Source organism: Sutcliffiella halmapala (assembly GCF_050107295.1).
Taxonomy (GTDB): Bacteria; Bacillota; Bacilli; order Bacillales; family Bacillaceae_I; genus Sutcliffiella_A; species Sutcliffiella_A halmapala_A.
This window is the reverse complement of record NZ_JBNIKR010000006.1, coordinates 63020-88089: the sequence shown is the minus strand read 5'-3', so window position 1 is coordinate 88089 and position 25070 is coordinate 63020. Positions and strand designations below refer to the sequence as shown.

General features: G+C 42.8%; 24 protein-coding genes. All 24 read right to left on the bottom strand.

Annotation, left to right across the window (positions count from 1 at the left end):
* Positions 1 to 440: 440 nt before the first annotated feature.
* Positions 441 to 1166, bottom strand: coding sequence for a GntR family transcriptional regulator (locus ACQCT5_RS11500; RefSeq protein ID WP_499641972.1), 726 nt, complete (start codon positions 1164 to 1166; stop codon positions 441 to 443).
* Between the two features lie 330 nt (positions 1167 to 1496).
* On the bottom strand, positions 1497 to 3848 hold the full coding sequence (locus ACQCT5_RS11495) for an FtsK/SpoIIIE family DNA translocase (RefSeq protein ID WP_499641970.1): 2352 nt from the start codon (positions 3846 to 3848) through the stop codon (positions 1497 to 1499).
* A 139-nt stretch (positions 3849 to 3987) separates the two neighbouring features.
* Entirely contained in the window at positions 3988 to 4212 is a 225-nt protein-coding gene (locus ACQCT5_RS11490) for a YlzJ-like family protein (RefSeq protein WP_499641968.1), read from the bottom strand.
* A complete protein-coding gene (locus ACQCT5_RS11485) occupies positions 4209 to 4961 on the bottom strand; it encodes a ClpP family protease (protein WP_499641966.1) in 753 nt (250 codons plus the stop codon). Before ACQCT5_RS11485 ends, ACQCT5_RS11490 begins: the two co-directional genes overlap by 4 nt.
* 144 nt (positions 4962 to 5105) lie before the next feature.
* A complete protein-coding gene (locus ACQCT5_RS11480) occupies positions 5106 to 6770 on the bottom strand; it encodes a ribonuclease J (protein WP_499641964.1) in 1665 nt (554 codons plus the stop codon).
* A gap of 243 nt (positions 6771 to 7013) precedes the next feature.
* Entirely contained in the window at positions 7014 to 7886 is an 873-nt protein-coding gene (dapA, locus tag ACQCT5_RS11475; RefSeq protein WP_499641962.1) for a 4-hydroxy-tetrahydrodipicolinate synthase, read from the bottom strand.
* Complete coding sequence (dapG, locus tag ACQCT5_RS11470) at positions 7879 to 9150, bottom strand: aspartate kinase (protein WP_499641961.1); 1272 nt, start codon at positions 9148 to 9150, stop codon at positions 7879 to 7881. The genes dapA and dapG overlap by 8 nt, the downstream gene beginning before the upstream one ends.
* A 160-nt stretch (positions 9151 to 9310) precedes the next feature.
* On the bottom strand, positions 9311 to 10351 hold the full coding sequence (asd, locus tag ACQCT5_RS11465) for an aspartate-semialdehyde dehydrogenase (RefSeq protein ID WP_499641959.1): 1041 nt from the start codon (positions 10349 to 10351) through the stop codon (positions 9311 to 9313).
* 130 nt (positions 10352 to 10481) lie between these two features.
* The gene (locus tag ACQCT5_RS11460) at positions 10482 to 11081 is read right to left on the bottom strand and encodes a dipicolinate synthase subunit B (RefSeq protein WP_386637421.1); all 600 of its coding nucleotides are present in this window, start codon (positions 11079 to 11081) and stop codon (positions 10482 to 10484) included.
* 1 nt (position 11082) lies between these two features.
* Positions 11083 to 11979: a dipicolinic acid synthetase subunit A gene (gene dpaA, locus ACQCT5_RS11455; RefSeq protein ID WP_499641955.1), complete on the bottom strand. Its 897-nt coding sequence runs from the start codon at positions 11977 to 11979 to the stop codon at positions 11083 to 11085.
* Between the two features lie 243 nt (positions 11980 to 12222).
* A complete protein-coding gene (locus tag ACQCT5_RS11450) occupies positions 12223 to 12465 on the bottom strand; it encodes a YlmC/YmxH family sporulation protein (protein WP_417900517.1) in 243 nt (80 codons plus the stop codon).
* Positions 12466 to 12543: 78 nt separating this feature from the next.
* On the bottom strand, positions 12544 to 13785 hold the full coding sequence (locus tag ACQCT5_RS11445) for a M16 family metallopeptidase (protein ID WP_499641953.1): 1242 nt from the start codon (positions 13783 to 13785) through the stop codon (positions 12544 to 12546).
* Positions 13786 to 13815: 30 nt separating this feature from the next.
* Positions 13816 to 14781, bottom strand: coding sequence for a polysaccharide deacetylase family protein (locus ACQCT5_RS11440; protein ID WP_499641951.1), 966 nt, complete (start codon positions 14779 to 14781; stop codon positions 13816 to 13818).
* 109 nt (positions 14782 to 14890) lie between these two features.
* A complete protein-coding gene (gene pnp / locus ACQCT5_RS11435) occupies positions 14891 to 17008 on the bottom strand; it encodes a polyribonucleotide nucleotidyltransferase (protein WP_499641949.1) in 2118 nt (705 codons plus the stop codon).
* Positions 17009 to 17370: 362 nt separating this feature from the next.
* Positions 17371 to 17640: a 30S ribosomal protein S15 gene (rpsO, locus tag ACQCT5_RS11430; RefSeq protein ID WP_417900521.1), complete on the bottom strand. Its 270-nt coding sequence runs from the start codon at positions 17638 to 17640 to the stop codon at positions 17371 to 17373.
* An 84-nt stretch (positions 17641 to 17724) separates the two neighbouring features.
* Positions 17725 to 18714, bottom strand: a complete 990-nt coding sequence (ribF, locus tag ACQCT5_RS11425; RefSeq protein ID WP_499642364.1) for a bifunctional riboflavin kinase/FAD synthetase — start codon at positions 18712 to 18714, stop codon at positions 17725 to 17727.
* Positions 18715 to 18771: 57 nt separating this feature from the next.
* Positions 18772 to 19692: a tRNA pseudouridine(55) synthase TruB gene (gene truB, locus ACQCT5_RS11420; protein WP_499641947.1), complete on the bottom strand. Its 921-nt coding sequence runs from the start codon at positions 19690 to 19692 to the stop codon at positions 18772 to 18774.
* 101 nt (positions 19693 to 19793) lie between these two features.
* Positions 19794 to 20153: a 30S ribosome-binding factor RbfA gene (rbfA, locus tag ACQCT5_RS11415; protein ID WP_499641945.1), complete on the bottom strand. Its 360-nt coding sequence runs from the start codon at positions 20151 to 20153 to the stop codon at positions 19794 to 19796.
* A 13-nt stretch (positions 20154 to 20166) separates the two neighbouring features.
* Positions 20167 to 20445: a DUF503 domain-containing protein gene (locus tag ACQCT5_RS11410; protein ID WP_499641943.1), complete on the bottom strand. Its 279-nt coding sequence runs from the start codon at positions 20443 to 20445 to the stop codon at positions 20167 to 20169.
* Positions 20442 to 22592: a translation initiation factor IF-2 gene (gene infB / locus ACQCT5_RS11405; RefSeq protein ID WP_499641942.1), complete on the bottom strand. Its 2151-nt coding sequence runs from the start codon at positions 22590 to 22592 to the stop codon at positions 20442 to 20444. The genes ACQCT5_RS11410 and infB overlap by 4 nt, the downstream gene beginning before the upstream one ends.
* Positions 22593 to 22609: 17 nt before the next feature.
* Positions 22610 to 22909 carry a YlxQ family RNA-binding protein gene (locus ACQCT5_RS11400; protein WP_499641940.1) on the bottom strand — a complete coding sequence of 100 codons (300 nt, stop codon included), beginning with the start codon at positions 22907 to 22909 and terminating at the stop codon, positions 22610 to 22612.
* Positions 22906 to 23190, bottom strand: a complete 285-nt coding sequence (rnpM, locus tag ACQCT5_RS11395; protein WP_386637445.1) for an RNase P modulator RnpM — start codon at positions 23188 to 23190, stop codon at positions 22906 to 22908. Before rnpM ends, ACQCT5_RS11400 begins: the two co-directional genes overlap by 4 nt.
* A gap of 21 nt (positions 23191 to 23211) precedes the next feature.
* On the bottom strand, positions 23212 to 24333 hold the full coding sequence (gene nusA / locus ACQCT5_RS11390) for a transcription termination factor NusA (protein ID WP_499641938.1): 1122 nt from the start codon (positions 24331 to 24333) through the stop codon (positions 23212 to 23214).
* Positions 24334 to 24411: 78 nt separating this feature from the next.
* Complete coding sequence (gene rimP, locus ACQCT5_RS11385; protein ID WP_499641937.1) at positions 24412 to 24882, bottom strand: ribosome maturation factor RimP; 471 nt, start codon at positions 24880 to 24882, stop codon at positions 24412 to 24414.
* Positions 24883 to 25070 lie beyond the last annotated feature (188 nt).

Here is a 25070-nt window from a genome sequence, read left to right as displayed (position 1 = left end):
TTTCATCTTTACTTTACACTTTAAAGGCAGGCTTTCAATTTTTCGCATAGTATTCATTACTATTTAAAACAAGTCAGTACTATTCTTTCATTATTTCATGAAAATTAGTCTTAGTTCCAATATAAAGGTTTATTAGAAAGTATTACAAGTTTTAGCAACGGGTTTTTATGTATTTTGTTTACATAATAATATTATTGTTACTTTATGCGAGGTGGTGTTAACACCGCTGTTGATTTCCGCAATAGGCGCAGCGACCCAAGGGGCGATGCTGGATCCTCCTCGGGCTTTGCCCTGTTGGGTCTCCAGCCTACCGCAATACCCGTAGGAGTCTCCGCCTTTTGCTCCAATCATCAGCTAGAGTCATTATTATCAACACTTTTCCTTTTCTAAGCCTTACAAAAAAAGTGACCCCCATAATGGAAGTCACTTTTTTGTGGTGATTATGGACGTTTTCTTAGGACGTGGAAACTGAATTTATCCGCTCTGAAATAGTTCAGGGAATAGAGAATCGGTTCATCGTTTTGATCGTAGTGCATCTGTTTTAGCACTAATAATGCTGTCTCCGGTTCGCACTCGAGAATAGGAGAAATTTTATCATGATAGCCTAATGGTTCAATGTGTGCCACTGCATAGGATACGGTTCTGCCCGCTTCTTTTTCCAATAGCTCAAGCAATGACTCATTTTTGTAAGATTGGTAGTCTTCTACAATCGTTGTCGGAATTTTATCGATGCAGTAAACCACTGGCAGGTCGTTTGCTGTTCTTACCCGCTCAAAATGCAAAAGCTCCTCCATGGAAGGATCATCGAATTTCTTGATGTCCTCTTCCGTTGGGCTTTCAATGGTGGACGTCAGGAAAATCGTGCCCGCTTTCATGCCGGCTTGTGAGATCATTTCTGTCACACTGTTCAATTGCTCAATGCCTGAAGAGAAAACCGGCTTGGAATTGACAAAAGTCCCCACTCCATGACGTCGGATAACGATATTCTCTTCTTCTAGAACTCGAAGCGCTTCCCTGAGAGTCGCGCGGCTGACACCTAATCTGCGTGACAGCTCAAATTCGGAAGGCAGCTTTTCTTTTTCCTTATATATTTTATCATCGATATCCTGTTTTAATTTATCTACCACTAGTAAGTATAAATGCCTACTGTCTGACCGAATTGACATAATTCTTCCCCCATTAACCGTTTACAAAACAATTTATATATGCCCTTTTATCCAAAATAATATAACACTATTCTCCCGTAAAATAAATAGAAAATATAGTATTTGATAATAAAATTAGCGCTCTTTTAAACACCGCTGTTGATTTCCGCAATAGGCGCAGCGACCCAAGGGGTAGATTTGAGACCCCGCAGGCATGCCGAGGAGGCTCAAGCACCTCCCCGCGGAAAGCGAACCCCTGGAAGGGAAATCAACAGGGAGTGCAGAATACACACTTATTTTTTGGGTAGCCATAAAATTAAGAGGATAACAGAAATCTGTTATCCTCCAATCTTATGATCCTACGTCTTCACTGTGGGAATTGGACATTAAGACGGTCCTTGGCTTACTGCCTTCATAAGGGCCAACAACCCCTCTGACTTCCATCGCGTCAATAAGGCGTGCCGCTCTTGTATACCCTATCCTGAAGCGTCTCTGAAGCATCGATACCGAAGCAGTTTGCATCTCGAGGACAAGCTGAACGGCATCATCATACAAATCATCTTCCACTTCTTCCACTTCTTCATTGATATCCTGAGGAATCATCTCCTCTTGGTACTGTGCCTTTTGCTGGTCAATGACAAAGTCTACTATACGTTCCACTTCCTCATCCGAAAGGAAGGCACCTTGCACCCTGACAGGCTTGGATGCACCTACAGGAAGGAATAGCATATCACCACGCCCCAACAGCTTTTCTGCTCCACCCATATCAAGAATGGTCCTGGAGTCTGTCTGGGAGGATACACTGAAGGCGATTCTCGAAGGAATGTTGGCCTTGATGACCCCTGTAATGACATCAACGGATGGTCGCTGGGTCGCAATGATCAAATGAATCCCTGCAGCACGAGCCATCTGTGCAAGCCTTGTGATGCAATCCTCCACATCGGAGGAGGCAACCATCATCAGGTCGGCCAACTCATCCACAATTACGACGATATATGGAAGGGAAGGCTGCTTCGCCTCTTCATCCTGGTTATGTCTCTTGATATAATCGTTGTAACCTTCGATATTTCTCGTACCCGTATGGGAAAACAATTCATATCTTCGTTCCATTTCATTTACGACCTTTTTCAGGGCCTGTGATGCTTTTTTTGGATCTGTCACTACTGGCGCAAGCAGATGCGGGACACCATTATACATGTTCAGTTCCACCATTTTAGGGTCGATCATCATCATTTTCACTTCATGCGGCTTCGCCCGTACGAGAATACTAGTAATGATGCCATTAATGCAGACACTTTTTCCGCTCCCGGTCGCACCTGCAACAAGTAGATGCGGCATTTTATTCAATTCCGCTACTACAGCATCTCCGGAGATGTCTCTCCCAAGCCCGATAAGCAGCTTTGCATCCGGTTTTTCGGCCTGCTTTGTATCCAATACCTCTCGAAGTGAGACCATGGCCACCTCATTATTAGGCACTTCAATTCCAATAGCCGACTTTCCAGGGATTGGGGCTTCTATACGAATATCCTTTGCGGCCAACGCCAGTGCCAGATCGTCACTTAGATTCACAATCTTGCTGACTTTCACTCCCACATCAGGATACACTTCGTATTTGGTGACGGCAGGTCCCAAATGGACTTTTGTGACCTTCGCCTTTACCCCGAAGCTAGCAAATGTTTTTTCAAGCTTACGGGCATTCTGATAGATATTTTCATGCTCCGTTGTCTGATGATTGGTAATGGGTTCGTTCAATAAATCCAAGGAAGGTAGCTGATATTCTTTGTTCTCCACTTCCGTGAAGGCCATTGGAGCTGCTATAGTAACATCCAGTTCCTCCTCTGGTTCCACTTCAGACTTACTTTCAGCAGGGGACTTCGCTTTCTTTGTACCTTCCCCTTTTTGCATATGTTCAGATCGGTCATTGAAGGAGGAAATGATCGGTGGGGCAATGACTTCGTCTCCCTGCTCCTCGATTACTACCACTTCTTCTTTTACGGTATTTTTCACTTCCGGATCTTTTTGAGCTTTTACCGATTGTTTTTCTTTTTTTCGCTTCTTGCTATCCGTTCTCCACACCTTCATATCTTCTGTAAAGGCCAACCACTGTTCTTTTATAAAAGTAAAAAGTCCCACTGCCACTCTGATGACTGTATCGTTCAATGATTTGCCTGTAACCAGGATAATCCCGATCACAATAAAGATTGTCGCTATCCATTGTGCACCTTTTGCGTCAAATAGAAGGTGAAATAGTGCAAAGAGAACTGCTCCAATCATGCCTCCGCCCAAATCGGTTGTACTGGTTTCCCCATTTACTTCAAACCAGAATAGTTCCCAAGTATTTGCAATAACAGAAGGATCTGCAAATGTCCCGCCTCTGGATAACATTTTGAATAAAGAGACGTGACTCAATAGGAGTACCGACATGATGATGACATAAATACCTACCAACTGCCTTGTGAAAAAGGAAGGCATATCTCGCTTCCAGATTATATAGCCTGATAGAATCAACAAGCCAAGCAGCATGAGCATATACCATTCCCCGCTAAAGAAGCGGAATACCAAAACAAAGGCATGCCCTACCATACCCAGCTTTGCTATGGCAATACATGTTACTGCAAGCATCAACAGACCCATCACCTCAAAGGTGACCGTTCTTTTCCATTCATTTCGATTTTTACTCGGTCTTTTTTTCCGCTTTGACATTTTATTCACCTATCTAATACCATAATGAGAAGAAGAAAGCAGCCAACAAAAATGGCTGCTTTTTCCTCTGATGCTTGTATTATATCATAAGCCATTCTTCTTGAAAGGTAGTTTACTGAAAATATCATCCTTTACCCGGTTAATTGTATGATGGACCTAGGTAAATGGTTTGACCGGGTGCATAATCACTATTCAGGTAATGAGCAGGATCTGTACTGAGATTTCGTACAATCTGATAAGAATTCATTTCCGTCTGTTGAACAACCATCGAGATTCCATTATAGGCAATAACACGCTGCTTTTCATATTCGCTGTTGTCGGCAGGGAAAATGATCTCCTGAGGCATGGTCGTATACAAAATCATTGAAGCAACTTCCCTTCCGAATGTTCCAGGCGTGCTTCGACAAGCTCATTAAGTTTCTTTATTGCCTTTCCGACACCACCCACCTGATCAATCAGCCCGTATTCCACGGCATCAGACCCAACAACATTGGTCCCTATATCCCTGGTCAGGTTCCCTTTTGAAAGCATCAACTCCTTGAATTTCTCTTCAGTGACATTGGAGTTTTTTGTCACAAAGTTGATGACCCGGTCCTGCATCTTATCCAAATACTCAAATGTCTGAGGAACTCCTATTACAAGACCTGTCAGTCGTACCGGATGAATGGTCATTGTTGCCGTTTCAGCAATAAAGGAATAGTCGCAGGACACTGCAATTGGTACCCCGATGGAATGGCCACCCCCCAAAACGAGCGACACAGTCGGTTTAGACAGGGATGCCAGCATTTCCGATATTGCAAGACCAGCTTCCACATCCCCCCCTACAGTATTCAGAATGACCAATAGGCCTTCTATATTAGGGTTTTGTTCAATGGCCACGATCTGTGGAATGACATGCTCATATTTCGTAGTCTTATTCTGAGGCGGCAATTGGACATGCCCCTCGATCTGTCCCACGATTGTCAAACAATGAATTTTTGAATCTGCTGGCATCTGTGGCACATTTGTTTGGCCAAGCTGTTGAATTTTATTTACTAAAGAATCCTTCCCGGCATCCTGTTTATTGGGTTCCTGGGGCGGCTCCCCTGAAGACTGGTATGTATATTCCGTCATGCTAATTGCTCCTTTCGTCTATCTGTTAGGAAAAACTAATCTATTCTAGTATTAACCCAAAGAGCAATTTCATTCTTTGCATTATCCATAAAATAAGAAAAAAGCCGCCAGGGAAGCAGTTCCCTGACGGCTTGATTTATTTATTTAAACTTCCATGATGATTGGTAATATCATTGGTCTTCTTCTTGTTTTCTCATAAAGGTGCTGGTTCAGGGATTCTCTGATTTTCAGCTTCAGACTCGACCATTCCATCACATGCTCTTTTACTGCCTGATCAAGGATTCCGGTAACGATCTCGTTCGCTTTTTCCAGCAACTGCTCAGACTCCCGTACATAGACAAAGCCTCGTGAGATGATTTCAGGTCCTGCAACAATCGTTTTCTGCCCTCTATTTATAGAAACCACCACAATCATGATGCCATCCTGTGATAGAAGACGGCGGTCGCGAAGGACGATATTACCTATATCCCCAACACCTAAACCATCAATCAGGACATTGCCTGCAAACACTTTTCCTCCATATTTCGCTTCTTCGCGATTGAACTCCATTACCTCCCCCTTTTCAAGAAGGAAGATTGAATTATCCTTTATGCCGACACTTTTTGCCACTTTGGAAAGTGCCATCTGCCTTTTATATTCACCTTGTATAGGTATGACGAACTTAGGCTTTAGTAGATTTAGCATTAGCTTTAATTCTTCCTGGCAGCCATGCCCGGAAACGTGAATCTTCTTTTGCCCATAAATCACCATTGCCCCAGCGCGGTAGATTTTATCAATAGCCTTGGACACTGTAAGTTCTGTGCCCGGGGATGGAGAAGCGGCAATCATGACCACATCATGTTCCTGAATCTGTACATGCTTATGAGTACCTTTCGCCATTTTCAGCAAGGACGTCATCAGCTGGGAATGGGTCCCGATGGTAAGGACGACCATTCTCTCATCATCCGTATTGCCCATCTCGTTAACTGGAATGATTATATCCTCTGGTATTTCCAAATACCCAAGCTTCATAGCAATATCCAAAATTTTATTGGTTGGGTGGGATACGATTACCAGCTTTCGTTTGCTTTCGAGAGTTGCCTGGACGATTTGCTGTATTCTGGCAAGATTCGTTGCCAGACAGGCCGCAAACACTCTGCCCTTTGCATTGTAAATCACATCGGCAATTTCCTGTTTTACAATCCCTTCTGAAATGGTATATCCAGGCTTTTCTGCATTCATACAATCGGAGAGTACACATAAGACTCCATCGTTCCCGATTTTCGCCATTTTTCCAATATCAGCGGTTTCAGCCAATTGGGATTGATCAAATTTAAAATCACCTGTATGTACAATTGCCCCCTGGGATGTACGGAAACAGATTCCCACTGATTCTGGGATGCTATGATTGGTGCGGAAAAAGATGATTTCCGTTTTTGGAAGATCCAGAACGGTGTCCCCGTTAATTTCATGGAAGGTAACTTGTCCTGAAAGCCCCTCGCCTTTGACAAGCTCTTCTGCAAGTGCCAAGGTCAACTTCGTCCCATATACCGGTACTTTTAATTTTCTGAGGATATATGCTAAAGCCCCAATATGCTCTTCATGTCCATGTGTCAAGAATATGCCTTGTATTCTATCTTTATTTTCAACAAGATAAGATACATCGGGAATCACCATATCAATCCCAAGCATCCCATCCTCCGGAATCATCACACCTGCGTCTATCACATATATGTACTCATCGATTTCAAGCACGTACATGTTTTTCCCGATTTCTCCAACGCCTCCAAGGGAAAATACTCTTAGCTTCTCTGTCTTTGCTGTACTCACAGTCTTCCCTCCTATATGTATGTAAAAATTGGATGACAAATATGCTTTCTTCTTTTTATGCTGTTTAGAATTGAAACTTTACTTAGCCTACTTAGCTAAAAGAATATCCGCTCAGTCATTTGACAATATTATAACGTATGCAAGAATTGGAATACAAGAAATATTATGAATATAACACAATCCAGAATAATCAAAAAAGACCAAAGTCTCTTTTAAAGAGAGCCCTGGTCTTTCGTTTTGTAGTTATACCGTTTTTAGAAGTGCAGTAAGCGTTTCCCTTTCTTCTTGGGAAAGTGGCACCATTGGAAGTCTTACCCCTCCGACATCCATGCCTTTAAGCTGCAAGGCTGTTTTGACAGGTGTAGGACTTGGTGCACTGAACAGACCTTTCATGACAGGAAGCAAGGTTTGATGGATTTTTGCAGCAACCGCATGCTCCCCAGATTCAAAAGCTTGAATCATTTCCTGCATCTCGTTACCCATTACGTGGGACGCAACCGACACGACTCCATTGCCACCGATTGATAGTACTGGCAATGAAAGCCCATCATCCCCGCTGTAAAGCATAAACTCATCTGGTGTATTCGCAATTATTTCAGTCATGGCATCCAAATTGCCGCTTGCTTCTTTTACCGCCACGATATTTTCTATTTCAGCTAATCGGACAATGGTGTCTACACTCATATTGACTACAGATCTGCCTGGAATATTATAAAGCATCACTGGGAGGGAAGTTTCTGCAGCGATAGCTTTAAAATGCTGATACAATCCCTCTTGACTCGGTTTATTATAGTATGGTGCCACAAGCATAATCGCATCCACACCGATTTCTTCCGCCTTCTTGGAAAGATCGATCGAAGCCCTGGTGTTGTTGCTTCCTGTCCCGGCTATTACGGGAATACGTCCAGCTGCGACTTCTACAACATGACTGAATAATGCCAGCTTCTCTTCTGTTGATAGAGTCGGTGATTCACCGGTAGTACCTGCAACAACCAATGAATCCGTTCCATTTTTGATCAAATAGTCCACTAGAAGGGTCGTCTTCTCAAAATCTATATTTCCATTGTTATCAAAAGGTGTCACCATTGCTGTTGAAACTTTTCCAAAGTTAATCATGTACTTGAATCTCTCCTTCATCTACTATTGCTTGTAGAATGGTTAGTTGTTTATTTGCCAGATTAAAAGCTTTGTGCAAGGCGTTCACTGCCTGAATCATATCATCCTGTCTGACAAGGACCCAAATGGTCGTATGGCTATCCGCCGATTGAAGAATCTGAATACCAAGTTCCGATAAGGCCGTAACAATCTTCGCGGTCACACCAGGCACTCCTGACATACCTGCTCCGACAGTGGCGACCTTCGCGCAATGACGGGTCACTTTTGGCTCATAACCTAATTTCTTCAGCACGGATATTGCCTTATCACTCATTTCGTCTGTTACTGTATATACAACACTAGTAGGTGAAATATTGAAAAAATCTACGCTGATCTGCTCATTTGCCATTGCACGGAATACTTCTGTTTGTATCCCGTAATTTCCTTCTTTTGCATACACTTTAATTTGTGTCACATTCGGAACATGGGCAATTCCTGTGATCAACCGATCTTTCACATCTGACCCCTTACTTACCTTATCCAAAGTAGTCACAAGGGTTCCTGGTGACTCCGAATATGTGGAACGGATACGAATCGGGATCTTTGCTTGCATAGCTATCTCCACTGCACGCGGATGGATGACCTTTGCCCCTTGATAGGCCATATTGCAAATTTCATTATACGTAACTACAGTTAAAGGGCGGGCATCCTTTACAATTCTCGGATCGGCCGTCATGACACCTTCCACATCTGTGAAAATATCGATCCACTCAGCTTGTAATGCGGAGCCCAGAGCAGCGGCGGAGGTATCGCTTCCTCCTCGCCCTATCGTGCAGATGTCCCCATTTTTTGCTTCTCCCTGGAACCCTGCAACGACCACGACATCATGTTTATCAAATGCTTCCAAAAGCCGGTCACATTTCATATCAACGATACGGGCATTCATATGGTCATTATTCGTGCGAAATCCAGCCTGCGGGCCATTGAATGATGTTGCTGACAACCCATTTTGGATGAGCATATTACTGAAAACGACAGCGGAAATAATCTCCCCGCATGACAATAAACTATCTATTTCACGTCTTGAAACAGAGTGACTTCCATTGCCAATCAAGCTAAGGAGGGTATCTGTAGCATAGGGCTCCCCTTTTCGTCCCATAGCAGAAACAACCACCACTACCTTAAAGCCCTCACCTACTGCCTTTTTGATATGCCGGAAAGCGCATTCCCTGCTTTTTTTATCTCTAACAGACGTTCCACCAAATTTTTGAACAATTATCTTCATGTCATGGCACCTCTTTGTTTTAAAACATCCATAATACATACGAAACATGCTGTCAAAATAGTACCTGATGCATAGGAATGTCATTGTTCAAGATAAGAGGTGGAGTCTACAGCAGAAAAGAAAAGGCCGGTATAGATCTGGACCTTGCCTGATGGGAATTTTATTTTACAATCCCTAGTTCAACTAAGCTTTCTGCAATTTGCACGGAGTTCCAGGCTGCGCCTTTTAGAAGATTATCGGAAACAACCCATAAATGGAAACCTTTTTTGTTATCAAGGTCTTGTCTGATTCGTCCGACAAACACATCATTCAAGCCCACACAATTTGCAGGCATCGGGTACAGCTGTTCTTCCGGTTTGTCTTGCAGTACCACACCAGGTGCGTTTTGAAGAAGCGCTTTAATATCTTGAACATTCACATTTTCGTCCTCAATTTCAATATATACACTCTCGGAATGTCCTGTGACAACTGGCAAGCGTACACAAGTTGCGGCAACCTGCAGGTCAGGTGCATGCATGATTTTCTTTGTTTCATTAATCATTTTGAGTTCTTCAAATGTATAGCCATTGTCTTCAAATTTATCAATCTGCGGAATGGCGTTGAATGCGATTTGATAATGCTTTTTGTCACCCTTGACAGGAAGTATTCCAGGAGTGAATTCCTCTTTGTTCAGGATAGCCTGGGATTGGGACTCAAGCTCCTCAATGGCAGCCGCTCCTGCACCGGAAACTGCCTGATAAGTGGAAACGATGATCTTAGATAATCCGAATTTTTGACGGATTGGTTCAAGCGCGACTACCATCTGGATGGTGGAGCAGTTCGGGTTGGCAATGATCCCATTGTGGTCGTTCAGATCTGATTTATTCACTTCAGGTACAACAAGCGGTACATTTGGATCCATACGGAATGCACTCGTATTGTCCACGACGATGGCGCCTCTTTTGGCTGCTTCTGGAGCCAACTCCTTGGAAACGCTGCCTCCTGCACTGAACAATGCTATTTGAACACCGTCGAATTTCGCTGGTTCTGCTTTTTCAATTGTATATTCCTGTCCTTTATACATGATCTTTTTACCTGCTGAGCGCTCTGATGACAATAGTGTCAGCTTCTCAATCGGAAAGTTTCTTTCTTCTAATGTATGAAGCATTTGCTGTCCAACTGCCCCTGTTGCTCCTACTACTGCTACATGATAACCCTTCATCTATTCAAGCACCTCTCCATAACAAATAAAATAGTATAAACATTCATACTTAATTTTTAATTTTATCATATTACTCAAATAAAGAAGAGAAGAAAATTTAACTTTTTCTTCTCTTCCCGCACACTATATTCTATAGGTCATCTTTGTAACGTTCAACTATGACCGGTTGTACTTGTTTGTTTTCAAGTGCATGCAGTACTGTCGGCACCAGCATTTCCATTCTGGCAACCATTGAATTTGGTTTCTTTTCCGGAGCATCCTGACCAAATGGAATGAAATAGATATTCTTTGTGGACATCAGCCTCATAAGATTCATCCCATTCAACCCTAACGCGTCATTAGTGGAAATACCAAGTACAACCGGCTTATGATTGCGGAGTGTGGCTTTTGCAGCCATCAGTACTGGTGATTCAGTCAGTGCATTTGCCAACTTGCTCATGGAATTTCCGGTCAACGGCGCGATGACCATACAGTCCAACGGAATTTTCGGTCCTAGTGGCTCTGCTTTTACAATGGAGTCAATTACTTTGTTTCCTGTTATTTCCTCTATTCTTTTGATCCACGCTTCCCCTTCACCGAATCGGGTATTGGTATTCTGTACGGTGAATGAAACAACTGGAAGGACATCTGCACCTGCATCCACTAACTTTTTCAATTCAGGCACCACTGCGTCGTATGTGCAGTGTGAACCGGTTAATCCAAACCCTAATCGTTTACCTTTTAAATCCATATTAATTCTCCCCTCTCCCATCCATACCTTCCTTAAGTAACTGTGCCAGCACATTGGCCACTATCTGACCCGCTGTTTTCGGAGCAACAATGCCTGGAAGTCCTGGTGCCAGTAATGCTTTTATTCCTCTTTTTTCTGCATAGCGGAAATCCGTTCCACCCGGTTTGGATGCCAGGTCTATAATCAATGTGTGTGCAGGCATCTTTGAAATAACATTAGAAGTCACAATCATCTGCGGGATGGTGTTGATGACCACATCCACATCCGATACATGGGAGGACAGATCTTTCAATGAAAATGGAGCCAATCCCATTTCAAAAATCCGTGCAATATGCTCTGATTTTCTTGCTCCAACTCTTACATTTGCGCCAAGAGCTGCAAATGTCCGTGCAACACTCATCCCTACTCTACCTAGCCCAAGTACCGCTACCTTTGAATTATGGATGGTAATATCCGTGTGCTGGATAACCATCATGATTGTTCCTTCCACGGTAGGTATCGCATTATAAATAGCGACGTCATCCCGCTCAAACAACTGCACCAGCTTCCGTCCGGTACTTGTTACGAGATGATCAAGATAGCTATTGGTAATTCCTGAGTAGATGGTGCAATGGCCCGGAGTCTGTTTGACAAGTTCTTCCGTCAAACTAATCTTCTCGTTCGAAAATATGGTATCCACTTGCCCTTCTAAATTCGTCCCAGGAACAGGTAGGATAATGGCACTAACCGTGGAAAAATCCACTTCATCTATTTGCTCTTTTGAAGCACCAGTAAAGCCGTGATCCAATTGATCAAATCCAACTAGCGAAAGCTTTGCGTCCAGCTCAATAAGCTTACGAATCACTTCCAGCTGCCTTGCATCACCGCCAATGACAGCTATGTGCATTCCGGTCAGCATATAAGTTCACCTTCTTCTATTTCGTGAAAGTATTGAAACCATAACATCAACTTTTCTTACTTCCACATCTTATGTCATCTTAAGAAATTCTGTGATTGAATAGGCGTATAAAGGTGCAGGGAAGTTGAATAGTGGTGCGAGGATTTTGGTAAGGTGGGTGTAAATGAGGCTCTATGGAAGCAGGGCGGACTCGATTTTTAAGTAAATCACAAAAAAAGACCCGGCTACAAGCCGGGCCTCTCCCTATTCCTCATCCGGAATATCAATGATGATCATATCCGTTCCAATTTTCTTGATATGCTGCCAGGGCACGCGGATATCGCTTCCCTCTTTCTTCAGTCCGAACCATTTTACCGAGGGGATGATCAGTGATCTGATTTCCCCCGTGTTTTCGTTGATTTCCAAATCAGTATGTCCCAAGATTCCTAATCTTTCAGCGCGTTTTACATCCACTATCTCTTTTCCGCTCATTTCACTCAGTCTCATACGCATCGCCTCCTTATACCTAATATATTAAGGAGTTAACGAAAAAAAACCTGCTAGTTTTCCCAGCAGGCGAAATATTTATTCTTTTAGGGAATTTGGCAATTCCCCATCAGGGCTGATCAACGCGACAGAATATTCATCCGTGAAGATTTTCTTTGCTAGGCTGTTGACAGACTCCTCTGTAATGCTATTGATACGTTCCAATATATCATCAAGTGAACGATGTCTGCCCAGTAGCAGCTCGTTTTTACCGTTTCTGCTCATGCGGCTATTGGTACTCTCGAGGCTCAGCATCAGGCTGCCCTTTATCTGTTCTTTACTGTTCACGAGCTCTTTTTGAGTTATTCCATCTGTTTTCAGCTTTTCCAGTGTTTGCTGGATCGTTTCAAATAGAAGGTCTAGTTGGCTACTGCCTGTACCACCGTAGATGGTCAGCATCCCGTTGTCCTGATAGGTGGAATGGTAGGAATAGACCGAATAGGCAAGTCCCCGTTCTTCACGTACATCCTGGAATAGACGGCTGCTCATGCTCCCGCCCAATACATTATTCAGTACAATCAGATTGTAAATGTCCTTATCACCTATCGGTAAGCCATTGTATCCAAGGCATAGATGGGCCTGTTCTGTTGTTTTCTTTTTAGCGATGCGTCCCGTTTCAAAAGCGGGCTTTACAAAGTCGCGTTTGGAGAATCCAGTTTCATAGCTTCCAAAATGCGCTTCGATTTCTTTTATGAAAGAATCTTCAATATTCCCTGCCACCGAAATGACTACATTATCTGGAGTATAGGTTTCCTTCATATAATTTCGCAATGTATCTCCATTAAAAGTGGATAACGTACCTTCTGTACCCAGTATTGGATAGCCTAGTGGATGATTTCCATAGGAGGCTCTGCTTAAAACGTCATGGACTATGTCGTCTGGTGCATCCTCATACATTTTGATTTCTTCGTACACGACATTTTTCTCTTTTTTCAGTTCTTCCTCATCAAAGATGGAATGAAAGAACATATCTGCAAGAACTCCTAGAGCGTAATCGGAATGTTCATCCATTACCTTTGCGTAATAGCATGTATATTCTTTTGAAGTAAAAGCATTCACCTGTCCGCCAATGGAATCGAATGCCTCTGCTATTTCTCTTGCATTCTTCGTTTTGGTCCCTTTAAAGAACATATGCTCCAGGAAATGGGATACCCCATTATTTTCATGGTCTTCATTTCTAGAACCGGTACCAATCCAGACGCCGATTGCAACAGAGCGGACATGTGGTATATTTTCTACTACGATTCTTACTCCATTTGAACATGTATGTGTAGTAAGCAACGATAATCCTCCTATTCAAGTCTGCCAATTCTAGTGGTGATGTGTGATTCTCTCTTCACTTAGCAAAGAGGAAACAGATCCTAGTTCCAGCCCTTTTTCTTTAATTGAAATGATAAGCGTTTCCAATGCCTGCGCCGTCGATGGTGTGGGATGCATGAGAATCATGGCACCTGGGTGAATTTTCCCCATCACCCGATTGACCAGCACATTCGGCTCTGGCCGCTGCCAATCGATGGTATCCACACTCCACATTATAGTGCCAAGCCTCAAGTCATGAGCAATGGCGACAACTTCATCCCGGTAGCTTCCACTCGGCGGTGCAAACCAAACAACATCGTTGCCTGTAATCGCTTCTATTACTTCGTTTGTTTTCACTAATTGTTCCCGAACTGCATCAGCGCCGAGTGTCTTCATATTAGGATGGGTATAGGAGTGGTTGCCCACTTCATGCCCAGCTTCGACAATCATTTTCGCCATGGATGGATTCTCCTTGACCCACCGCCCTTCAAGGAAAAACGTTGCTTGTACCCCATGTTTCTTTAATGTTTCTAGCATCCCCGGAATATGCTCATTTCCCCATGCTACATTTATCAAAAAAGATGCCATTTGTTTATCGGGATGTCCGCGGTAAATGGGGGAAGCTGGGAGATCACTCAGGTGAACCTTCGGAGCTACCTGATCCATTACGAGTTTTTTCTCATCGAATACACCATTTTTCTTCATATTTTCATATGATTTTTCCACGTTGACCTTCAGCCCGTTCAGGCCAGGTTGCGCTTTCCATACCTTATCTATCTTGGCATCCTGGGCTGCAACCTCGTAGTCTTGTGCTTTCTCTTCAATCTCTCCATATAAAGCATCCTTCTGCTTGGAAACTTCCGAAAGATTTAGTGACAGCGATTTGGTAAGATCCTCCGGATTTGGATGACTCACCGTTTTATATGTAAAAAAAGCTACAATCGTAAAAGCTGCCATTTGTAATATTGATCTTTTCATTCTAGCCTTCCCCCTTTCTACTAGAATTTATGTAGAAAGGGGACAAGGTAGAACATAAAGCAATGTTAGCCTATTGCAAAAAAAGCCCGGTCTTCACCAGGCTCAATTTTTAAGACATTTGTTCATTCTTTTCTTTTTGCTCTTTAAGGAGTACTTTTCTGGAAAGATTTACTCTTCCTTGCTTGTCGATCTCCATTACTTTCACCAACACTTCTTCGCCAAGCTTCACAACGTCCTCCACTTGTTTCACACGTTCTTCTGCAAGCTCTGAAATATGAACAAGACCGTCTTTGCCGCTGAACAATTCGACGAATGCACCAAACTTCTCGATGCGCTTAACTTTTCCAAGATAGATTTCTCCTACTTGTACTTCACGCACGATATCTTCGATGATCTTTTTGGCCTTTTCGTTCATTGAACTGTCTACAGAGGAGATAAAGACCGTTCCGTCCTGTTCAATATCTATTTTAACGCCAGTTTCCTCAATAATCTTATTGATTTGTTTTCCGCTCGGTCCGATTACATCGCGGATCTTATCCGGATTGATTGCCATCATCAGGATTTTAGGAGCATACTGGGATAGCTCTTTACGAGACTCATTCAGAGTCGCAAGCATGGACTCCAGAATATGCATACGGCCAACTTTCGCTTGCTGTAATGCTTCTTCCAGAATTTCACGGGAAAGCCCTTCAATTTTAATATCCATTTGAAGTGCCGTAACACCTTTTAAAGTTCCTGCAACCTTGAAATCCATGTCTCCCAGGTGATCTTCCATACCTTGGATATCGGATAGTACTGTATAATGTTCGCCTTTTTTGATTAAGCCCATTGCAATTCCTGCTACAGGTGACTTGATTGGAACACCTGCATCCATCATTGCTAAAGTGCTGGCACAAATACTTGCTTGGGAAGTGGAACCGTTTGACTCCAATACTTCGGAAACAAGACGAACCGTATATGGGAAGTCCTTTTCAGAAGGCAGGACAGGTTCAAGTGCACGTTCACCAAGGGCACCGTGACCGATTTCACGACGGCCTGGACCTCTCATCGGACCTGTTTCACCAACACTGAATAATGGGAAGTTATAGTGATGCATAAAGCGCTTCTCTTCTTCCACTCCAAGACCATCCAAAATCTGAACATCGCCAAGTGCTCCTAATGTACAGATGCTCAATGCTTGAGTTTGTCCACGAGTAAATAACCCTGAACCATGTGTACGAGGAAGTAATCCAACCTCAGAGGATAATGGGCGGATTTCATCGCTCTTACGGCCATCCGGACGTACCTTATCTTCTGTGATAAGTCTTCTTACTTCTTCCTTTACAAGCATGCTCAAAATTTCATTTACTTGTTTAAGTGTATCTGCTTCCGCTTCCTGCTCTTCGTATCTTGCAAGGACCGCCGCTTTTACTTCTTTGATGGCAGCTTCACGTGCATGCTTTTCAAATACTTGTACAGCTGTTGTCATATCTTCCTCGGCAAGAGCACGGATTTCGTTTTCCAGGTTTTTGTCCACTTCATACAAAGCGATTTCAGTCTTTTCTTTACCGACTGCTTTTACAATCTCTTCCTGGAATGAGATCAGGCGCTTGATTTCTTCGTGACCGAACATGATTGCTTCAAGCATCACTTCTTCCGGCACTTCATCTGCCCCTGCTTCTACCATGTTGATGGCATCTTTTGTACCGGCAACAACCAGATTGATATCACTCTTTTCCAATTGCTCCACGTTTGGATTGATGATAAACTCGTTATCAATTCTTCCAACCGTAACACCTGCAATTGGTCCTTCAAAAGGTATATCAGAAATGGATAATGCCAAAGATGAACCAAACATCGCAGCCATTTCAGAGGAACAGTTCTGATCCACACTCATCACGATGCTGATGACCTGTACTTCGTTTCTGAATCCGTCTGCAAACAACGGACGGATCGGGCGGTCAATCAGACGGCTGGCAAGGATCGCTTTTTCACTTGGACGACCTTCACGCTTGATGAATCCACCAGGAATTTTCCCGACTGCATACAATCTCTCTTCGTAGTTTACAGTCAAAGGGAAGAAATCTAATTTTTTCGGTTCTTTTGAAGCAGTTGCAGTGCTCAATACCGCAGTGTCACCGTAACGAACCATTACAGCTCCATTTGCTTGTTTCGCCAATTGGCCAATTTCTACCGAAAGGCTTCTTCCAGCCCAATCAATAGTATAGACTTGTTTGTCTTGTCCCATGAGTTCGTTTAACCCCTCTCTAGCATTTCATATGTATAGGCTTACTTACTTGCTACTTTCCTTCCATCCTATTGGGGCATCTATACTAAAAAGCAAGAAGCCAAGAGATGCAATTTCCAGATAAGGTAAAAGCAACGATCTGAGTAGTGCCTATTTAAATTATTCAATAATAAAAATAATGCATTTAGTATTATGTATAGTATGAACGAAATAACTACAACATATCAATAGAATTCCGTAATGTATAGGTAAAAAGTTGCCTTTTATGATATATAAGGAAAGCCAAAGGTACAACCTTGCGAATAGTCGCTTCTAAAAATACTAACAAAAAAGCGGGAATTCTCCCGCTTTTTCAAAAAACATTATCGACGTAGACCTAATTTTGTGATTAGTTCACGGTAACGAGTTACATCTTTGTTACGTAGGTAAGTTAGTAAGTTACGACGTTTACCAACCATTTTCAATAGACCACGACGTGAGTGGTGATCTTTCTTGTGCGTACGTAAATGCCCGTTTAGGTTGTTGATTTGCTCTGTTAGGACAGCGATCTGAACCTCTGGTGATCCAGTGTCAGACTCATGAGTTTTGTACTCATTGATTAGCTCTTGCTTACGCTCTTGTGTGATAGCCATCCTATTCACCTCCTTATTAGTAAAAACCCCTATTACCGAGCAAGCGTTGGTGATTCGACTTGCCAAGCAATGGTTTTAGTACGTTTAATAGCATACATCTTTTTTCGATAAAAAGCAAGTATCGGGTGTGCTTTTTTGAAAATAGTCCTGTGCCGTCTGCTTGTCCTTTTGGATTTGTGCAATCAGGGCATCAACACCATCGAATTTCCGCTCTTCCCGGATGCTTTGGTGCCATTCCACAATGACTTCTTCATCATAAATAGATTCATTGTATTCAAAGAGATGGACCTCAATGGAAGGCAAGGCATCTTCGTTACGTTCTTTAAAGGTTGGTTTATATCCAATATTGCAGACTCCATGATGCCATTGGCCTTTTACATGCATCCTCACTGCATAGACACCTGTCCTCGGAACCACATAATCGTCTGAAAGCTTAATATTTGCTGTAGGGAAACCAATAGTACGGCCACGTTTATCACCATGCCCTACTGTTCCCCTGATTACATAGTTGCGACCCAGCGTATGGGGGAGCTTATCCATATCCCCCTCTTTGATCTGTTCCCGAATCAGTGTAGAGCTTACTTTGAGGTTATTGGTTGTATACTTTTCAATGATGGTCTGATTAAATTGCCCTCGTGAATGGAAAGGCAGTGTTTCCATTGTACCCTTGCCTAAGCGGCCATAAGAATAATCAAATCCAGCCACTACATGCTTGATATTTAGCCCAATGATATATTGGTCAACAAAGTCCTGAGGCACAAGACCTGCAAATTCCAGATCAAATTTCACCACATACAGAATATCCACACCCAAGTTGTTAAGAATATTTATCTTCTCCATCAATGGCGTAATATAGCGTACATGTTGAACAGTCTTCCTCAGAACGACGGATGGATGCGGATCCAATGTCATGACGGAAGCTTTCAGATTATGCTCCCTTGCTTTTTCAATGGCAGCCTTTATGACACTTTGGTGACCTAAATGGATACCGTCAAAAAAACCTAGTGCCACGACCGAAGGGTCACACTCTTTTTGCTGTATAGAATGAGGATGTTCTAAATAAACAACTTTCATCATAATCACCTAAATCTATCTTTTCATACAGTATGTATGTCAAATTTCTGATTCTCTTTAAAGCCCACTGTCCTGACCGTGAAAAACCTTCTTCGGCTTCATTAATCCCGGTTTTGTCGGATGCTTCATGTAGATGGCCAGGCAGGCATTATTATGGAAAACACTGAAGTACTCCGATTCTCCATCAAACTCTTCAGGGTACGGCAGAACTGCTCCATTTTGGACTTTCTCTGCTACTGTATCACTTATCTCAAGCTTAGGCAACGAGTTTAACGCTTTTTCCATTGGAACAAGGACACTGTCCACTTTATCATTCGCCATCAGATCTTCGAGTTGCTCCAAAGAAATCGCCTGGTCTATTTTAAAATTCCCCGAAGCGACTCTGGTCAATAGACTCATATGTGCTGGATAGCCAAGCAGTTCCCCTATTTGGACCGCCAATGTCCTTACATACGTCCCCTTGCTGCATGAAACCTCAAATGAAAACTTCAAAGTTTCGTTCTCATGCGTGATATCGCTAGTGAGAAAAAGGTCGTAAATAGTAATTTTCCTGGAAGGTCGGTCTATTACTTTTCCTTCTCTAGCATATTCATATAGTTTTTTTCCATTTATTTTCACCGCAGAGAACATGGGAGGGGTCTGTTCTATTTCACCTGTCAGTTCTTTTAGAACCTGCTCTATTTTATCTTGCGAAATAGATTCAGTTACTTCCTTTTTCTCCACCACTTCACCAGTTTGATCTTCGGTTGTGGTGGAAAAGCCTAATGTTACTCCCCCAATGTATGTTTTTTGTTCAGCTGTCAGGAACTCAACAAGTTTAGTCGCCTTTCCAATGCAGATCGGCAGAACACCTGTAACTTCAGGATCGAGTGTGCCTGTGTGGCCGACTTTTTTTGTTTTTAGGATTTTCCTCACTTTGAAGACACAGTCATGAGAAGTAAATCCCTTTGGTTTGTTTAAGACCAGAATGCCATCCAAGGGATGCACCCCTTCCTATTTTATCAATTCAGTAGTTGTTCAACTTTGAATAACGCAATAATTACACTTAAAGGATAGACACTTCTGTCTATCCTTCAAGGTTACTCTTCATCATCAGAGTCATTTCTATTCAATTCATGGATTAAGGTATTGATGCGATTACCGTATTCCATGGATTCGTCAAATTCAAAGAAAAGCTCAGGAGTTTTTCTCAAACGAATTCTTCGTCCGATTTCACTGCGGATGAAGCCTTTTGCTTTTGCCAGGCCGATAAGTGTATCCTGCCTTTTTTCATCGTCTCCAAGGACAGAGATATACACCTTGGCTTGTTGAAGATCGCCGGTAACCTGCACATCTGTAACAGTGACAAAACCTACACGGGGATCTTTGATTTTACGACCAATGATATCGGAAAGCTCCTTTTTCATCTGCTCTCCAACACGGTTTGATCTGAGTGTCATACTTTTCACCCCTTTAAAGCCAATCAAGCGAAGTTTCTGCTCGTTCTATTTCCGGAAAGGAATCCAAATAATCCAAGACTTTCTGCAATTCCTTTTCAGTGACGGATTTAGATGAAGATATGGATACAATCCCTATCTTCGTCCGCTGCCATACGTCCTGATGGTCAATCTCCGAAATGGAAATGTTGAACCGCTGCTTCAGTCTTGTGATGATACGCTGAAGCACGGCTCTCTTTTCCTTCAAAGATTGAGCATCATAAATCATACAGTCACATTCTAAATATCCGATCATTTTCTTTCGATTTCTTGCATGACGTACGCTTCGATGATGTCGCCTTCTTTTATATCATTAAAGTTTTTGATCGTTACTCCACACTCATAGTTTGTCGCAACTTCTTTCACATCATCCTTGAAACGTTTTAGAGTATCTAATTCCCCTTCAAAAATGACAATGCCGTCACGGATAAGGCGAATGCTGGAATCACGAGTGATTTTACCTTCCGTTACATACGCTCCTGCAATTGTTCCAACTTTGGAAACTTTGAAAGTTTGACGAACTTCCACTTGACCGATAACTTTTTCTTCAAATTCCGGATCAAGCATCCCTTTCATAGCTGCTTCAATTTCTTCAATCGCTTTGTAGATGATACGGTGTAGACGAATGTCAACCTTCTCCACATCAGCTGTACGCTTTGCTCCTGCATCAGGACGCACGTTGAATCCAATTACAATGGCATTTGAAGCAGATGCTAAAATGATATCGGATTCTGTGATTGCTCCAACACCTGTGTGGATGATTTTCACTTTCGCGCCTTCGACTTCAATTTTCTGCAGGGATGCAGCCATCGCTTCTACAGAACCTTGTACGTCAGCTTTGACAATGATATTGATTTCTTTCATTTCACCTTGTTTGATTTGTTCAAAAAGGTCATCCAATGTTACACGGGTTTTCTCGCTTCTTTGTTCTTGAAGTTGTTTTTGGGCACGTGCCTCTCCGACATTACGTGCTTTTTTCTCATCAGCGAATACCATAAAGTTGTCCCCGGCTTGCGGCACATCATTAAGACCCGTGATTTCAACTGGTGTAGATGGACCGGCCTCTTTCACACGGCGTCCTAAATCATTTACCATCGCACGGACACGACCGAATGTGTTTCCTACAACGATAGGATCTCCAATTTTAAGTGTACCTTTTTGCACAAGAAGTGTCGCTACAGACCCTCTTCCTTTATCAAGCTGTGCTTCAATAACCGTACCTGATGCGGCACGCTTAGGGTTTGCTTTGTATTCTTCCACTTCTGATACAAGCAGGATCATCTCAAGTAGCGTATCAATTCCCTCTCCGCTTAGAGCAGATAGTGGAACAAATATAGTATCCCCGCCCCATGCTTCGGAAACAAGTCCATGCTCTGTCAACTCCTGCATAACACGTTCAGGATTGGCACCTTCTTTATCCATCTTGTTTACAGCAACAATAATTGGAACCTCTGCAGCTTTTGCATGGTTGATTGCTTCCACAGTTTGAGGCATAACTCCATCATCGGCAGCTACAACAAGAATGGTAATATCCGTTACTTGCGCTCCACGCGCACGCATCGTTGTAAAGGCAGCATGCCCAGGAGTGTCAAGGAAAGTGATTTTCTTGCCTTCCACCACTACTTGGTATGCACCGATATGCTGAGTGATACCACCTGCTTCTCCAGCTGTAACCTTTGTGTTGCGGATGGAGTCCAGAAGTGTCGTTTTACCGTGGTCAACGTGACCCATGATCGTAACAACTGGTGGGCGTTCTTCAAGAACTTCTTCTTTATCTTCTGTTTCGTAGCCTTCGAAATCAGTTACTTCAAAAATGATTTCTTCTTCTACTTCCACATTGAACTCGCCAGCCACCAATTCGATTGCATCTTTATCAAGATCCTGGTTAATGGTAGCCATTACACCCAGCATTAAAAGCTTCTTGATGATTTCAGAAGGCTCTTTGTTCAGCTTGTTTGCTAATTCTCCAACTGTAAGGGAACCTGTGAAAGTGATCTTAGAAGGTGTTTCTTTTTTCTTCACTGGTGGTGTTGGCGCTGATTGTGGACCGCGGTTTTGTTTATTGTTCTGTTGTTTCTTCTTGCCTTTTGAAAAATTGTTATTATTGTTGTTGTTGAATGGCTTCTTTGCTGGCTTTTGTGCAGAATTGCTGCTCTTAGTGCCACCTTGTGCGGACCCCTGGTTATTGGCAGGCTTTTTTGGAGCACTGTTTGTTCCTTGTGGAGCCGCCGGCTTTTTAGCAGTTTCTTGTTTGTTTGTTCCATTCAATTTTTGGATAGTGTCTTCATCTAATGTTGCCATATGGTTTGATACCTCAATATTCATTTCTTTTAGTTTTGTAATGACATCTTTACTTGATACGTTCTTTTGTTTAGCGTATTCGTACACGCGTAATTTCGTCATACATTCACCCCCAAAGATTAATCGAGCATAGTGAGGAGTTTTCTTGCAAATCCTTCATCAAGAACCGCGATGGAAACTCTCGCGTCTTTTCCTATAGCCCGACCTAACTCGTACCGATCCTCGACCGTTCTGATCGGCACTTCGTAATAACTGCACTTATCATGCAGCTTTTTCATTGTATTGGGAGATGCATCCCCTGCAACGAGTACAAGCTTGGCATTCCCCGATCTGACTTCTTTCACCACCAGCTCTTCCCCGGTGATGGTTTTTCTCGCTCTTGTGGCGAGGCCTAATATGGATAACCATTGATTATTCATGATGTTGAATCTTTCTCCGTTTCTACCAGTTGAAGCAATTCATCATACAATGAATCATCAATCGCTACTTCTAGATGTCGGGATAATATATTTTTCTTTTGTGCAAGAAGGATACTCTCTTTGCTTCTTGCCAAATACGCCCCTCTACCAGACTTCTTCCCTGTCAGGTCAATCGAGACTTCGCCCTCTTTGGAGCGGACAATGCGAATCAGATCTTTCTTCGGTCTCAATTCCTGACTAGCAACGCATTTTCGCATAGGAATTTTTTTGCGACTGTTCACTGGTCTCACCCTCTTTTACGATCATTCTTCCGTGTTCTCATCCTCATAGTAATCATCCATATTTTCCTCATCATTTTTTGATAGGGAAAGGCTTGGATAGATTCCTAATTGTTCTGCTTCAGACTCGCTTTTTATATCAATTTTCCAGCCTGTAAGTTTTGCTGCAAGACGCGCATTTTGGCCTCTTTTCCCGATTGCAAGGGAAAGTTGATAGTCAGGGACGATGACGGTTGTCGCTTTGTCCTCTTCATTTACCTGTACCTCCAGAACCTTTGACGGACTAAGGGCATTTGCCACGAATTCCACAGGATCCTTGGACCATTTTACGATGTCGATCTTTTCGCCCTTCAGTTCGTTTACAATAGCCTGAACCCTTTGCCCTTTGGGACCTACACAGGCTCCAACCGGATCAACTTCCGGGTTATCGCAATGCACAGAGATCTTGGAGCGATCACCTGCTTCGCGGGCAACGGATTTGATTTCGACAGTTCCATCATAGATTTCCGGAACTTCCAATTCAAATAGGCGCTTGAGCAACCCCGGGTGCGAGCGTGAAACAAAGATCTGAGGACCCTTTGTTGTCTTCTCGACTTTTGTTAGGAATACTTTTATTCTATCATGAGGTTTGTAATGTTCATTAGGCATTTGCTCATTTACTGGCAAAAGTGCTTCGATTTTACCTAGGCTGACATAAATGAACTTAGCGTCCAATCGTTGGACAATACCTGTCATGATATCTTCTTCACGTTCGATATACTCGGAGTAGATGACTCCTCGCTCCGCTTCTCTAACACGTTGCGTTACGACCTGCTTTGCAGTTTGTGCCGCAATGCGGCCAAAGTCCTTTGGTGTAACTTCGATTTCCACAACATCGTTTTCCTGATAGTTCGGATCCAGTCGGCGAGCTTCCTGAACGGAAATCTCAAGACGGGGATCAAATACTTCATCTACGACATCTTTTCTTGCGAATACTCGCATGGTGCCTGATTCCAAATTCAGATCCACTCGAACATTTTGTGCTTGATTAAAGTTTCTTTTGTAAGCAGATATAAGTGCAGCCTCAATCGCTTCAATAATTACGTCTTTGCTAATGCCTTTTTCTTTTTCCATCAGAGTCAGGGCATCAAATAACTCGCTGCTCATACAACCATGTCCCCCTTAACATACCTATTCATTCTTTTTAACCTCGACGGCTAGTGTGGAAATAGGTATTGAACCTTATTAGAATTTCACTGCCAAACGTGCTTTGGCCACTTTCGGATACGGAATTGCCACTTCTTTTTTACGTGTCTTGATTGTCATGGAAATTGTAAGCGTTTCGCCATCAAAACTTAAAAGGTCACCTTCAAAAGTTTTGAGTCCATCCAATGCTTCGTATGTTTTCACATGCACATACTTGCCGATTGATTTTTCCAGGTCTTCTTTTTTCTTCAAGGGGCGCTCTGCACCAGGAGAAGAGACCTCGAGGAAGTAGTTATGCGGGATAGGGTCCAGTTCATCAAGCTTTTCGCTCAACATTGTACTCACTGTTCCACAGTCTTCAATGTCGATGCCGCCATCTTTGTCTACAAACACACGTAAAAACCAAGAAGAACCTTCTTTTACGTATTCAATATCCACTAATTCAACATTCATTTCTTCTGTGATAGGCAGCATTAATTCCTCTACCGTATCTATTACATTTTTGCTCATCTTTTTCCTCCTTCGCTGTAGCGAGAAACGATGTTTTTAAAATCTGAACAAAAGACCCTGCCAAAATTAGCAGGGAATCATAAACAAGCAAGCTTATGTACACCTAAAGGCGATCCCGAAAGAATGGTAAATCCCTGGTCGCCGGAAAATGGGGATACAATACGAAAGAGTGGGTTTCCCCACTCTTT